We start from the raw sequence: 14,022 nt of genomic DNA on the forward strand, positions 1-14,022 counted from the left end.
AGGTAGGGAACGCGCGACGAGGGCGGCGCGCCTCCATCGGAGCGGAGGCGCGGCGGATTAGGGAGGGTATTCGCCGGCGGGGAGGGAGAGGTTGAGGCGTTCGAGGGCGACTTCGAAGAGGAGGCGACGTTGTTGCGGGGAGAGTCCCTGCTGGAGCGTGGCGATCTGGTAGTAGCGGTAGTGCTGCCAGCGTTCGCCCTGCTGGAGGTGGGCGTAGAAATCGGCGAGGAGGGTTTCGACGGATTTGCCGGAGGCGGCTTTGGAGTCGGTGGCGAAGCGGGCGACCTCGACGCGGATGGCTTCGCGTTCTTTGCCGAGATCGGCGAGGCGTTTTTCGTGGTCGCGGTTGAAGGTCTCGATGGCTTTGCGGGCGGCGGCGATCACGGCATCGGAGTTTTCGGATTTTGGGACTTCGAAGCGGAAGGTGGCGGGGCCGACGGACGGGGCGTCTTTTTTGACGAGTTTGAAGGAGTCCACGCCGTTGGCTTTGCGGACCTCATCGAGGCTGGCCTGAAGGATTTTCTGGAGGGCGGTCTTTTCCGTCTGGTAGGCGGTGATCCGCGTGCTGAGGGCGGCGGGAAACGCGGGCGGGGTGGGCGGGCCGGGGGGATTGGGGAGGAGGGCGAAGCCGGCGCGGATTTCGTCGGCGAGGGCTTCGAGGGTGTCGAAGCGGGGGGACTGTTCGCTGGCGAGGGTGCGGAGGGCGTCGGCGCGTTTCGAGGCGTGAACGCGGTCGAGCGTGTAGATGGCGTCGCGGAGTTCGGATTTGAGGGCGGATTTGTCCTTCTCGTAGGTTTCGATTTTCAAGGACAGGTCAGGCGGGAGATCGGGCGGGAGGACGAGGCGGGAAGTCTCGGGGGAGAAGAAGAGGAGGGTTTCGTCGGGGTTGGCGGGGGCGGCGTCCTTGGGTTTGAAAGCGGCGACTTGTAGTTCCATTTCCACTTCGCGGAGGAGGCGGCGCTGTTGAGGGGAAAGGCCTTCCTGGTAAAACGCGGCGGCGCGGATGACGCGGAATTCGATGGAGACGAGCTGTTCGCGCGGGAGGGCGAGAGTGCCCTCGCCGAGACGCCAGCGGCGGCGCTCGTTCCAGTCGCCGCTGCCGGAGAAAAGGCCGACGAGGCCACCGTGGAGGAGGTCGCCGCGGAGGTCATCGGCCTCGGCTTCGAGGCGGGAGAGGTCGCCGGCCTGGCGGGAGGCGAGGAGGTTGAGTTCGCTGGTGCGAGTCGCGGGATCGACGTCTTTGAGTTCGTCGAGGCGGGCGAGGAGTTCGGTTTGGAGACGGCTGCGCGTGGTGCGGAAAGCGTCGAGGCGCTGGAGGAGTTTTTTGGTGAGATCGGCCTGGGTGATGCGCGTGCTCAGGGGTGCGTAGAAAGGTTCGTAGAGGTAGGAGGCGAGATCCTTGGGCGCGGTGATGGACGTCTGCGCGGGAGGCCGTGGGGGGACGGGAGCGCCGAGCGGTGGTGGCGAGGGCGGGAAGAAGATGGGCGACTGGGTGTTCGCGGAAGGAACGGAGCGGTAGTCGTAGTAGGACGGATCGCGGTAGATCGAGTAGCGGTTGTGGAAGGAGGAGTAGAAGTGGCCGCCCCAGTAGTAGTAATTGCCGCCCCAGTAATAGCAGCCGCCCCAGAAAGGGTCGTAATAATAACCGCCGCGGTGGCCGCCGTAGTAGCCGCCGCTGCCGCCTCCGGTGAAACCGCCGCCACCACTATTGCCGCCGGGTGAGCTGTAGGAGCCGCCCGGGATGGGCGTGATGAAGCGACCGCCACCGCCGGAGTCGTAGTTGCCGGATGAGGACGAGCCGCCGGAATAAGAGCCACCGCCGGAAGAGGAGCTGCCGGATGAGCCAGAGGATGGCGAGGAGGGGGCGGGAGACGGGGAGCTGGAGGATGAGCTATCGGTGGGGACGATGAAGCGGTCGGCGCGGGCGAGGGTCGCGCTGGCGAGTGCGGCGAGGGTGAGCGCGACGAGAGCGAGGCGGGGCCGGGAGGAGCGGGCGGCGGGGAGAGGCGTGGCATTCATGGGACTAAGGGGCGGCTGGAAGACGGTGGCGTCGTGGAGGGCTTGATATGCGGGCGCGGAGAGGCTGGCCGGAGAGGGGCTCCGGGCGGCCAGGCGGGGCGGGCGGAAAACGAAGACGGGGAGCTTAGTAGCGATAGACGGCGCCGAAGGTGTACACGGTGGTTTCGCTTTCGTTGAAGGCGACGGAGATGTAGCCGCCGATCTTCTCGTTGAACCAGGTGTTGAGGCCGGCGGTGTAGGTCCAGTAATGGCCGTTATCGCTGTCGAAGTATTTGTTGTAGTCGGCCTTGAGGACGAGGGCGGTCATGCGGCCGACGGCTGCCTCGACGCCGAGTCCGGCGATGTAGAGGCCGTCATGGCTCTTGTAGGTGCGACCGCCGAAGGTGGATTCCTGCCAGGTGCCGGCGACGCCGGCTTCGATGAAGGGCTTGAAGTATTCGAGCTCCTTGTATGCGACGAGAGTGGCGCCGAGGCGCTGGTCGCGGATGCTGAAATCGCTGAAGCGCTCGTAAGAGGCGAAGCCGTTGACGTCGAGGTTGGCGGAGATGGGGAGATTGGCGGTGCCGATAAAGCCGGTGCCGGAGCCGATGTCGGCATCATGGACGTTTTCGAGGAAGAGGCCGGCGCCGACATGGCGTTTGCCGAGGAAGCCGGGGTCCATCTGCGCGGACAAAGAGCCGGCGAGCAGGAGCGAACCAGCGGCGATGAGGAGGCGGAGCGAACGGTGGGTGGTGATCATGGGGAAAGGGGGTGCGGGGTGTTGACTGACGGGGTGTAGTGCCGAAGCGGGCACGGGGAGTATTGCGCGGATTGTGCCAGCGGGAGCGCGAATTAGTTAACGTGCTGGGGAGCGGCTGGATAAAATTGTGGGGTGTTTTATCGGGCGACGAGACACCGGGAAGAGTTGGTTGGCTGCAACCACGGGGGACGGGGAGCGGGTGCGTCAGGCTGGGGGCTGGTCACCAGCGGGAGGCGTGGCGGCGCTGGCGGGTTTTTCGCCGGCGAGGCGATAGCGGAGGAATTCGCGGGTGACGCCGAGGCGGCGGGCGGCGGCGGAGACGTTGCCGTTGGTTTCTCGGAGGGACTCGGCGATGAGGGCATCGGTCACGGCGTCGAGGGTGAAGCCGGATTCGGGGAGGCGCCAGGCGGGGTTGCGCCAGCTCGTGGCGGTGGATGAAGAGGAGGACGCGGCGGCGAGGTGGGAGAAGTCGAGGGTGTCAGACGGGGTGAAGATGACGGCGCGTTCGAGTTCGTGGGCGAGTTCGCGGATGTTGCCGCGCCACGGTTGGGCGAGGAGGCGGGCTTCGGCGTCGGGCGTGAGGGTGAGCGCGGGACGGCGGTGGCGGGTGGCGAGGCGCTTGAGGAGATGGCGGGCGAGCGCGAGGAGATCCGAACCGCGTTCGCGGAGAGGGGGGAGCGCGAGGTGGAGGAGGTTGAGGCGGTGGTAGAGATCTTCGCGGAAGAGTTTCGCTTCGACCAAGTCAGCGAGCGGGCGGTTGCTGGCGGCGAGGAGGCGGGTATCGATCGCGGTTTCTTTGTTGGAACCGAGGCGGCGTATCCGGCCTTCTTCGACAGCGGTGAGAACTTTGGCCTGCGTGGCGGGAGTGAGGGCGCTGATTTCGTCGAGGAAGAGGGTGCCGCCGTCGGCGGCTTCGAAGAGGCCGAGGCGGGCGGTCTTGGCGTCGGTGAAGGCGCCGCGTTCGTGGCCGAAGAGTTCGGATTCGACGAGAGTATCGGGAAGCGCAGCGCAGTTGATGGCTATGAACGGCCGCGCGGCGCGGGGGCCGCGTTGATGAATCCAGCGGGCGAGGGCGCTTTTGCCGGTGCCGGTTTCGCCCTCGATGAGGATGGGCGGGAGATTTTTTTCGAGGCGGCGTTCGGTGGCGAGGATCCGGTCGAGCTGGGCGGTGATGGGCGCGAGGCTGTGGCCGAAAAAAAGTTCGCTCGTGTCGCCGCTGGCGGTGGTGGGGCCAGCGCGGTACTGGTCGCGGCGTTCGGACTGACGGAGGGCGCGGCAGCGGAGGAAGGCGAGGGGGAGTTCTTCGGCTTCGAAGGGTTTGGCGAGGTAGGCGCCTGCGCCGAGGCGCATGGCTTCGACGGCTTTTTTGACGCCGCCGAAGGCGGTCATGACGACGACGCCGGTGTTTTCGGAGAAGGCTTTTTCGCGGAGGAGTTCGATGCTTTCGCCGTCGGGGAGGTGGAGGTCGAGGAGTGCGAAGTCGAAGCGGAGGTCGGCGAGGAGGCGGCGGGCTTCGGCGAGGGAGGAGGCGGTGGAGATCTCGGCGCCGAGGGTGGCGAGATGGGCGGCGAGGCGTTTGCGGAGGACGGGGTCGTCTTCGAGGAGGAGGATTTCGCAGCCGGGGGGGAGGGCGGGGGCGTCGGGCATCGCGAGCGTTTTCTGGCAGATGGAGGCGAGCGCGGTCGAAGCAAATGCGAGGCTGGGGGTGAAAAGAAATAGGTCCGATAGGTCTTATGGGATCGATAGGACCTATGTCGGAAAAGGAGGGCGAGGCGGTGCAGGACCACTCGCTGGCGCTCGTGGCTACTAGTCGGCGAAGTGGGCGAGACGCATCAGGCTATAGCCGATGAAGCCGCAGATGGGGATGGTGAGAATCCAGGCCCAGACCATGCGGCCGACGATGCCCCATTTAACGGCGCTGAAGCGTTTGGTGGCACCTACGCCCATGATGGAGGTGGAGATGACGTGCGTCGTGGAAAGAGGGATACCGATGTGGGAGGCGACGCCGATGATGGCGGCGGCGGTGGTCTCGGCGGCGAAGCCGTGGACGGGCTGAAGTTTCACCATTTTATGGCCCATCGTCTTGATGATGCGCCAGCCGCCGGCGGCGGTGCCGGCGGCCATGGTGAGGGCGCAGAGGATCACGACCCAGAGGTGAATATCGAAGGTGGGTGTGCGCAGGAAGGAGAGCCACTCGGGGAGGTTGTCGAGTGTGCCTGCTTTGGTACCGGTGAAGAGGGCGAGGGCGATGATGCCCATGGTTTTTTGCGCGTCGTTGCTGCCGTGGCTGAAACCCATCCAGGCGGCGGAGACGAGCTGGAGTTTGCCGAAGGTTTTGTTGACGAAGCGCGGGGTGGCTTTGCGCAGGGCGGCGTAGAGGATGTACATGATCAGCGCGCCGATGATGAAGCCGGCGAGCGGTGACAGGATCATGGGCATGACGACTTTGGGCCAGAGGCCGGCGGAAGCGCCTTTGGCGTCGATGTACGACCATTTGAGCACACCCCAGTTGCCGTGAGCGGCGGCGAGAGCGGAGCCGCAGAGGCCGCCGATGAGGGCGTGGCTTGAGCTGGAGGGAAGGCCGAGCCACCAGGTGAAAATATTCCAGACGATGGCTCCCGAGAGAGCGCAAAGGACGGCGGGGATGGTGACGAAGCTGGTGTCGATCAGGCCGCCGCCGATGGTTTTGGCGACGGCGGTGCCGGCGAGGGCGCCGATCAAGTTGAAGAAGGTGGCCAGCATGATCGCCTGGCGGGGCGTCAGGACTTTGGTCGAGACGACGGTGGCGATGGAGTTGGCGGTGTCGTGGAAGCCGTTGATGTATTCAAACACCAAGGCGGCGAAGAGGACGAGCAGGAGGAGCGTCATCGGGGAAGGCGGACAGGGACGGCTCTCTTACGAGTATTTGAGGACGATCTGGAAGACGACGTTACCGGCGTCGCGGCAGCGGTCGATGGACTTCTCCATCATTTCGAGGAGGTCCTGGAGGATGACGGTTTCCTTGGCGTCGTAGGGGCCGTTGTAGAGATCCTTGATGGCGAGGAGGAGTTGTTTGTCGGCCTCGCCCTCGGCGAACTGGAGACGGGTGTTGGCTTCGCCGATCTGCTCCATCTGGGCGCCCTTGCGGAGTTGTTTGACCATGAAGACGACGGCTTCGGCGGCTTTGCCGAGGAGTTCGGCCTGGCGGACGAAGGCTTCGCGGGGGAGTTTGCCGGGATAGATGGAGATGCGTTCGACGAGTTTCTCGACGGTCTTGGGGATGCGGTAGAGAGTGTTGGAGAGGGCCTCGATGTCCTCGCGTTCGAGGGGGGTGACGAAGGTTTTGCAGAGTTCCTCGGTGATGAGGCTGGTGATTTTTTTGTCTTTGCGACGGCTTTGGATGAAGTCGTCGAGGTCGCCGGCGCTGCGGTAGGACTCGATCCGCTGGAGGTAGTTGGCGAGGAGCTTGGTGCTGGTGAGTGCTTCCTCGGCGCTGGCTTCGAGGAGGTCGTAGAACTTCTGGTCTTTGCCGAAGAGTTTCTGGAGCGAGATCATGAAGCCGGTGTGGCTAACGGGCTTCGTAACGTTTGTGAAACGAAAATTCCGGGAAGAGTCGGAATGGACGACACGGAGGTCGTCGCTCCATTCGGAGGGGGGCGAGCGAGGTGGGTGTCGGGGCGTCAGGTCTGGCCGCGGAGGGTGGACCAGAGGAGGCCGAGGTATTCGTGGATGGCTTTGGTGCTGCGTTCGAGGGAGCCGATCTCGAAGTTGAAAAATTCCCAGCCGGTGCGCGGTTCAGGTTTGAGCATGAAGTCGGCGGGGCAGGCGATGGGGCGCAAGCCGGTGGCTTGGCAGAGTTTCATGGCGCGGGGCATGTGCCAGGCGGAGGTGACGAGGGCGGAGGGCGCGTCGCCGGCGAGGGCGCGGAGGGCGAGGGCTTCGTCGTGGGTGTCGCGGGTTTGGTCGAAGCGGACAATGCGGTCGGCGGGGACGCCGAGGGAGATGGCGGCTTCGGCGATGACCTGGGCGTGGGAGATGTTTTCGTCGCCGTCGTGGCCGGAGACGACGAGGCGGGAATCGGGCGGGAGGTGGCGGAGGATGCGGATGGCCTCGGTGAGGCGGGAGAGAGAGGCGGTGCTGAGCTGGTTGATGCGGGAGAGGGTGGGGCTGCGAGCGTGGCCACCGCCGAGGACGAGGATGTAGCGGCAGGCGGCGAGGTCGGGGGGGAGCGCGGAGGATTCGGAAGCGGATGGAGAGGCGGCGTTGAGCTCGGGGATGGCGGGGTAGTGGGATTCGAGAGGGGCGAGGAGGAGCTGGGAGACGCCTTTATTGGAGAAGAGGGCGAGGGCGAGGATGGCGGCGGTGAGGAGGAGGCGGGCGAGTTTTTCGCGGCGGCGGAGGTGGAGGAAAATGAGGCCGAGGGTGCCCGCCATGAGGGCGAAGTGGAGGGGGAGAAAAAAGAGGGTGAGGATTTTTTTCGGCCAGAAGAACATGGGCCGAACGGTGGGGGGCCGAACGCTCAACGCTCAATGTTTAACGCTGAACGCTCAATGAAACCGAGTAGGGCCGACCAGCGGCCGGCGGGCGCTCCCGGCGCGAAGGCGGAGGCGCTGAGCAGGCTCAGATACTACAGGGTTATTCCTGGCCTTCGGCGCGGGCGGTGGGGTCGCGTTGGGTGGTGCGGAGGGCGGCGGCGAGGGAGGCGAGGTGGATGTCGGCCGTGTAGTTTTCCAGGAAGAAGCGGCGGGAGGCTCCGGCGGGGCGGGGAGAGGAGCGGGCTTCGAGCAAGGCGGCGGCGAGGAGGGCGGGGCGGCCGGGTTCGACGATCCAGGTGTGGGCGGCGGGGAGCATCGAGGGGATGGCGCGCCAGCGGGTCGTCACGATGGGGAGGTCGTGGGCGAGGGCTTCCATGAGGACGAGGGGCTGGCCTTCGTGCGGGTAGTGTGTGGGGAAACAGAATACATCGGCTTCGCGGAGGAGAACATTTTTGGCGTGTTCGCCGTTGAAGCCGACGTAGCGGACGGCGGTGCCGAGGGGGGCGGAGAGCTGGCGGAATTTTATTTCCTCCGCTTCGGAGGGGAAGCTGCCGGCGATGGTGAGGTGGAAGCTGCCGGGCTGGCGGGCGTGGGCGTGGAGGACGGCGTCGATGAGTTCGAAGAGGCCTTTTTCTTCGGAGCAGAGGCCGAGGTAGAGGATTTTGCAGGGCTCAGCGGGGTTGCGGCGTTCGCGCGGGGGCGGCTCGCCGGGGTCGGGGATGCCGTTGGGGAGGATGAGGGTATTTTTCGCGTCGAGGTTGATGGGGTCGGTGGCGAGGGAGTCGGCGAGGACGAGGGAGAGGTCGGCGCGGCCGAGGAGCAGGCGGGTGATGGCGCGTTCGAGGAAGTTGGCGTGGACATCGAGCCAGCGGCCGAGGCCGACGGCGTGCCAGTGGAGGACGAGGGCGCCTTCGAGGGGGCGGCAGAGGATCATGGCGATCCAGTCGCGGTAGAGGGCGCCGCGTTTGGCGGGGGCGGGGACGTAGTAGAAGGCGGTGCGGCCGAGTTTGCGGCGGATGCGGTAGACGCGGAAGCAGGCGGCGAGGAGGGCGAAGAGTTTTCCCCAGCGGAAGCGGCCTATGTCGGCGGCGTCGGTGGAGAGGGCGAGGTTCACGTGGTGGACCTCAATGCCGTAGGCGGGCAGGCCGTCCACGAGGGTTTGCACCATGAGGCTCTGGCCATGCACGGGCGGCGGGGTCTGGGCTAGGACGACAAGTTTCATTCGACGCGCGGCGTGACAGCGAGAATGGGGAGAGGGTCGGTGGACGCCACGGGAGATGTCTTAAAAAAGAATGAAATTTGCACGGAACTGTCGGGGTGAAGCGCGCACAGTGCAGTACTTAATGGTGTTTCAATCGATGATGACTGTGGAGGAATTCAAAGCGTTGCCGTCGCCCGAGAAGCTGGGCGGGGCGTTGCAGGCGCTCTGGCATGATGCGCGCGGGGACTGGGCGAAGGCGCATGAGATTGCGCAGCAGACGGCGGGGCGGGCGGGGGACCGGGTGCATGCGTATCTGCACCGGAAGGAGGGCGACGAGGGGAATGCGCGGTATTGGTATCACCAGTTGGGGATGAATAAGCCGGAGGTGACGGTGGAGGAGGAGTGGCTGGGGCTGGTGCGGGAGTTTTTGAATGCGTGACCGCTCATCGCTGCGGAGCAGCGATGAGCGGAGTGACCAATGACCAGTGACCGGAGAAATGCGAAGGTCGAAGGTCGAATGACGAAGGGAGGAGGCGGAGGGCTCTGTGGTGTGCGGAGGTTTTTTCGCGTCCTAAATGACGCGGCTACGAGGCGGAGGATCGGGCGGGCGAAGGGAGAACGAGTAGGAGTACGAGAACGAGAATGATGGAGGGATTCGGGGATTGTCGCGGGGAGGGGTGTGCGCAGGGTGAGCGGGTTTTCCCGCGCATGAGTAATCCTTTGAAGAAATCGCTGAACGGCTGGTGGCCGGTGGTGGTTTGTGTGCTTGTGGGGGCGGCGGTGTTTCACTTTTTCGGGAATGCGACGCGGGGGTATATCGATACGCGGTCGTTGTTCGTGTGGTGGGGGACGCAATGGTTCGATGCGGCGTCGGAGCTGGAGCATGCGCCGCTCGTGGTGATCGTGGCGGCGTGGTTGTTTTGGCGGAATGTGCGGGAGGCGTCTCGCGAAGAAGCGAAGGGGGCGAAGGTGGGAGTGGATGGGTGGGCTTTGGGGGCGATGTGTGGGGGGCTCGGGCTGCATCTGGCGGGGTACGCGGTGCAGCAGACGCGGGTGTCGATTGTGGGGCTGCTGATTTTTGCGTGGGGTGTGCTGGCGCTGGCGGGCGGGCGGCGGTGGGCGAAGGCGGCGGTATTTCCTCTGGGGTTTTTGCTGCTGGCGGTGCCGGCGGGATTTTTGGATGCGCTCGGCGTGGGGTTTTATCTGCGGCTCGGGGTGACGGAGAGCGTTTACCAGATCGCGAATGCGGTGGGCGTGGACGTGGTGAGGAACGGGACGCAGTTGTTCGCGCCGGACGGGCGGTATCAGTACGACGTGGCGGCGGCGTGTTCGGGGATACGGTCGCTGATGGCGATCGTGGCGCTGGCGTTGCTGGTGGCGTATTTGAATTTTCGATCCGTGTGGGCGCGGGCGGTCGTGGTGGGGGCGAGTCTGCCGGGGGTGTTTTTGGGGAATCTGGCGCGGGTGTTGATGGTGGTGATCGTGGGCGAGTGGCGGGGGCATGAGGCGGGCGAGACGCTGCATGCGTGGTCGGGGTTTGTGGTGTTTGCGGTGGTGCTGGGGTTGTTGCTGGGGCTGGTGAGTTGGATGAAGCGGGGCGTGGAGAAGAGTGAAGGGGGAAGGGGGAAGGGGGAACGGGCGGAGGCGGAGGGGATCGTTGTGGCTGGAAAGGAACGGACGACACGGAGGTCGTCCTTCCAGGGGAAAAGCAAAGGCGGGTGGTGGGTTGCGGGCGGAGTTGTGGCCGTGGCGGTGGGTGTGGTGTGGATGACGGTGCGGATCGACCGGTTGCCGGTGCGGAGTTTGGCGGGGGTGAAGGTGGAGGCGTCGGGCGTGAATCCGGTGGAGTTGCCGGACTTCGTGGAAGGACGCTGGGGCGGGCGGGCGGAGGCGGTGACGGCGGTGGAGCGGGAGATGTTGCCTCCGGATACTGGATACTCGCGGAAGACTTATGCGCGGTTGGGGCGGGCGCAGGAGCAGGTTTTCTTTTCGATCGTGCTCAGCGGAAAGGACCGGACATCGATTCACCGGCCGGAGCTATGTCTCGTGGGACAGGGGTGGACGATTCGCGGGAGCGAGCGGCGGGAGTTGCGGCTGGCGGGCGGAGCGGTGCGCGGCGGGGCTGGTGGTGAGGTCGCGGGCGAAAAAATTGAGGTGACGCTGCTCAGGATCGAGCGGGAGGCGGTGGCGGCGGATGGGACGCGGACGGTGGTGCCGGCGTTTTTTGTCTATTGGTTTGCTGGGAGCGATGCAGTGGTGGCGACGCATCGCGGGATGCTTTGGCGCGGGGCGATGGACCGGTTGCGGAACGGGCGGGCGGATCGCTGGGCGTATGTGGTGGCGCAGACGCTATCGACGGATGGCGAAGCGGCGGCTTGGGCGCGGATCGAGGAGGTGGCGGGGCGAGTTTGGGGTGAGGCGAGAACGAGGTGAGAGAGGGTTGGGAGTCGAGGAGTCGGAATTTGGACAGGATTAAGAGGATTTACAGGATTGCCGGAGAGGGAGGTGGGGAGACGGGAGACTGTGGAGAAGACTCACGGGCCTGTAGCCTCGAGGCGGAGGAAGTGACGAGGCTGACCCGAGGGAAGAGTGACGGTGCAGGTTTCGGTGGAGGCGGTGGTGCTTTCGACGACGGGAGAAGGGCCGGGGGACCAAGTTAGGAGGTCGGGCGAGACGAGGGTTTGGAGGGTGACGCCGGTGGCGGTGCGAGAGCGGGTGAAGCGGAAGAGGACCTGGCCGTTTTCGTTTTGGGCAGTGGGAAGTGTCGAGGCGGAGGGCGCGGTGGGATTCTGGCCGAGGGCGTATTCGAGGAGGTTGGACGCGCCGTCGTGGTCAGGGTCGTCGGTGGAGGAATTGTGAGTGGGCGGGAGCGCGGTGGAGGTTGCCCAGGAGGAGAATGATTGGGTGACGGTGAGCGTGGCGGCGGCGCTGGTGATGGGCCCGGAGGTGGTGGTGAGGATGACGTCGTAGGTGGCGGTGTCGGTGGGCGTGGCGGGGGAGAAGGCGAGCGTGGTGGCGGTGGCGCCGGGGATGGGCTGGGCGTTTTTGCGCCATTGGTAGGTGATCGCGAGCGGGGCGGTGGCGGAGACGGTGAGAGTTGCGGGCGTGTTTTCGGCGACGGTCTGGCTGGCGGGTGGGGTGTTGATGGTGGCGAGGCCGAGTTCGTTGATCCAGGCGGTGAGGAGGTTGATGGCGGAGGCGTCTAGTTCGTTGGAGCCGAGCGGGGGCATCTGGTGGGCACCGCGAGTCGAGATGCGGGTGAGGAGCATCGAGTGAGCGGTGTCGGCCGGGGCGATGACGCGGTTGGCGGGATCGGAGAAGTTGTTCACTAGCGGGCCGTCGAGGAGGCCGGCGCTGGCGGTGGACGTGGAGAAGCGGGCGTCCCAGAGGCCTTGGGCGGCGCCGCCGGGCTGGTGACATTGGACGCAGTTGGCGGCGAGGTAGGAGCGGGTGCGTTTTTCTAGGGAGGCGGAAGCGTCGTCGGCTGGAGCGAGTGCGGGCAGGGTGGCGGGCGAGGGAACGGTGGCGGTGGTGAAGTAGCCGGCGGCGGCGAGGGCGGTGAGTTGGTTTTCGGATACGCCGTTGTGGACGTGGCTGCGGTTGAGTTGGGCGGTGTTGAAGCTGAGGGCGTGGCCGCCGGCGGGGGTGTGGCACTGGAGGCATTCGGAGCGGCTGGGGTAGCGCCAGGTTTGCGGGCGGGGCGTGCCGTTTTCGGTGATGGTGATGACCTCGTTTTCGCCGGCTTCGGCGACGAGGGTGGCTTCGGTTTGCTGTGCGTTCCAGCGGTAGGTGACGCCGTAGAGGCCGGATGTAGTTTTGACGAGGAGGCGGGTTTCGAGCCGGCGCGAGGTTGCGGGATCGCCGCGGGTGGTTTCGAGATCGAAGTGTTTCACCCAGACGGTGCCGGCGGGGAAGGTGTAGTTTCCGTCGGGGGAGAAGGTGATTTTGTCGGCGAGGGAGGGAACGCTGAACCAGCGGCGTTTTTTGGCGTGGTCGGACCAGAAGGGGACGTTGGCATCGTAGGGGACGAGGCCGGCGGCGGGCGTGAGGGTGGCGAGGTCGGAGAACGCGCCGGTGGCGGTGAGGGTGGTGGGAAGAGGAGTGCCGGTGGGCGTGGAATTATAGGTGAGGCGCTGGACGGTGCCGTTGTTGATGCAGGCGATGAGGATGTCGCCGTTGCGCGGGTCGGCACCGAAGCCGACGGGGCCGCTGGCGGTGGTGATTTGGGTGACCTGCGGATCGCCGCCGCCTTCGGGGAAGGTCATGGCGAAGATGCGGTTTTGTCCGTAGTCGCCGAATACGTAGCGGCCGAAGAGCTGGGCGAAGCGGGTGCCGCGATAGACCACGCCGCCGGTGATGGAGCTGGCGGAGTTGCGGTCCACGTCCCAGATCGGGTCGATGAAGGTGACGCCGGCGGGCGGATTGGCGCGGGGGCCGGCGATTTTTCCCTCGCGGTAGCTCCAGCCGTAATTGCCGCCGCGGGTGATGAGGTCGATCTCCTCGCGCGCGCCCTGGCCGACGTCGCCGACGAAGAGGCGGCCGGTGGGGTGGTCGAAGGAGAAGCGCCAAGGATTGCGGAGACCAACGGCCCAGAATTCGGTGCGGACGGCGGAAGGTGTGACGGTGATGCCGTTGAAGGAGGTGGCACCGACGAAGGGGTTGTCGGCGGGGACGCGGTAGGTGTTGGCGTGGACGGAGGCGTGGGCGTTGGGGAGGAGATTTTCGGAGCGTTGATCGACATCGATGCGAAGGAGGCCGGAGAAAAAGTCGTGATCGATGCGCTGGGAGTTGTTGTACTGGTCGGTGCCGCCGCCTTCGTCGCCGAGGGCGATGTAGAGATAGCCGTCGTTGCCGAAGTGGAGGTCGCCGCCGTTGTGGTTGTTGGCCTCGTCGCGCTGGGAGATGAGCGGGAGCTCGGTGGCGAGGATGTCGGCGTTGGTGGCGGGCGAGGGGAGGGCGGTGAAACGGGAGATGCGGTCGTGACGGCCGGAGCCGGCGGAGGTGGTGGTGCTGACGGTGTAGAAGACGTAGAAGTAGCGGTTGGTCGCGAACTGCGGGTGGAAGGCGAGGCCGAGGAGGCCTTCCTCGGTGTTGCTGCCGAGGGAGACGCGGGAGGTGAGGTCGAAGAAGAGCTGCTTGGCGGGCGTCGTGGCGTCGAGGTCGGTGACGAGCTGGATGCGGCCGGGTTTTTCGACGATGAAGATGCGGGCAGTTTCAGTGGGCGGGGTGACGATGGCGATAGGCTGGTCGAAGGTGAGGGAGTTGAATGCGTTGTCGGTGCGGTAGCCGAAAGACTGGGGAGCCTGGGGCATCGTGAGGGTGGTGTTGGCGACGCGAGTGAGCTGGGCGGTAGCCTTGGGTGCGGCGAGCAGCGTCAGGAAAACGACGGTGGCGAGATACGAAAGGGCGGGGGCGGGTAAGCGGAGCATGGCGGGAAAAATGCAGTGGGAAGACGGCAGACCGTGGAAGGGCTGAGCGGTTCGGCGGATGGAGCGGGTGGGGAGGTTAAGAAAGGTTGAACTTTGTAAAACGGTTCCTACGTTGCCCGG

The 14,022-nt window shown here is 65.7% G+C and carries 10 protein-coding genes; 2 read left to right on the forward strand and 8 right to left on the reverse strand.

Features of this window, described 5'->3' with window-relative positions; all coding sequences use genetic code 11:
* Positions 1-57: 57 nt before the first annotated feature.
* The 7 genes from CMV30_RS12165 to CMV30_RS20770 form a co-directional block, all read right to left on the reverse strand.
* Entirely contained in the window at positions 58-2,019 is a 1,962-nt protein-coding gene (locus CMV30_RS12165) for a hypothetical protein (protein WP_096056282.1), read from the reverse strand.
* A gap of 124 nt (positions 2,020-2,143) precedes the next feature.
* Positions 2,144-2,758, reverse strand: coding sequence for a hypothetical protein (locus tag CMV30_RS12170; RefSeq protein WP_096056283.1), 615 nt, complete (start codon positions 2,756-2,758; stop codon positions 2,144-2,146).
* 204 nt (positions 2,759-2,962) lie between these two features.
* A complete protein-coding gene (locus tag CMV30_RS12175) occupies positions 2,963-4,405 on the reverse strand; it encodes a sigma-54-dependent transcriptional regulator (RefSeq protein ID WP_096056284.1) in 1,443 nt (480 codons plus the stop codon).
* Between the two features lie 159 nt (positions 4,406-4,564).
* A complete protein-coding gene (locus tag CMV30_RS12180) occupies positions 4,565-5,626 on the reverse strand; it encodes an inorganic phosphate transporter (RefSeq protein WP_096056285.1) in 1,062 nt (353 codons plus the stop codon).
* A gap of 27 nt (positions 5,627-5,653) precedes the next feature.
* Positions 5,654-6,292, reverse strand: a complete 639-nt coding sequence (locus tag CMV30_RS12185; RefSeq protein ID WP_096056286.1) for a DUF47 domain-containing protein — start codon at positions 6,290-6,292, stop codon at positions 5,654-5,656.
* Between the two features lie 125 nt (positions 6,293-6,417).
* Positions 6,418-7,230 (reverse strand): ElyC/SanA/YdcF family protein, encoded by an 813-nt coding sequence (locus CMV30_RS12190; RefSeq protein ID WP_096056287.1) that lies wholly within the window; start codon positions 7,228-7,230, stop codon positions 6,418-6,420.
* 142 nt (positions 7,231-7,372) lie between these two features.
* Positions 7,373-8,494, reverse strand: a complete 1,122-nt coding sequence (locus tag CMV30_RS20770) for a glycosyltransferase family 4 protein (RefSeq protein ID WP_096056288.1) — start codon at positions 8,492-8,494, stop codon at positions 7,373-7,375.
* Between the two features lie 139 nt (positions 8,495-8,633).
* Here CMV30_RS20770 and CMV30_RS19905 point away from each other — a divergent pair, with 139 nt between their 5' ends.
* Entirely contained in the window at positions 8,634-8,912 is a 279-nt protein-coding gene (locus CMV30_RS19905) for a hypothetical protein (protein WP_096057745.1), read from the forward strand.
* Positions 8,913-9,181: 269 nt separating this feature from the next.
* Positions 9,182-10,906: an exosortase/archaeosortase family protein gene (locus CMV30_RS12205; protein ID WP_175414857.1), complete on the forward strand. Its 1,725-nt coding sequence runs from the start codon at positions 9,182-9,184 to the stop codon at positions 10,904-10,906.
* A gap of 101 nt (positions 10,907-11,007) precedes the next feature.
* On the opposite strand, the gene CMV30_RS20775 is transcribed toward CMV30_RS12205, so the two are convergent.
* A complete protein-coding gene (locus CMV30_RS20775; RefSeq protein WP_096056290.1) occupies positions 11,008-13,902 on the reverse strand; it encodes a PQQ-dependent sugar dehydrogenase in 2,895 nt (964 codons plus the stop codon).
* Between the last annotated feature and the right edge of the window lie 120 nt (positions 13,903-14,022).

The organism is Nibricoccus aquaticus, from assembly GCF_002310495.1.
GTDB classification, from domain to species: Bacteria; Verrucomicrobiota; Verrucomicrobiia; order Opitutales; family Opitutaceae; genus Nibricoccus; species Nibricoccus aquaticus.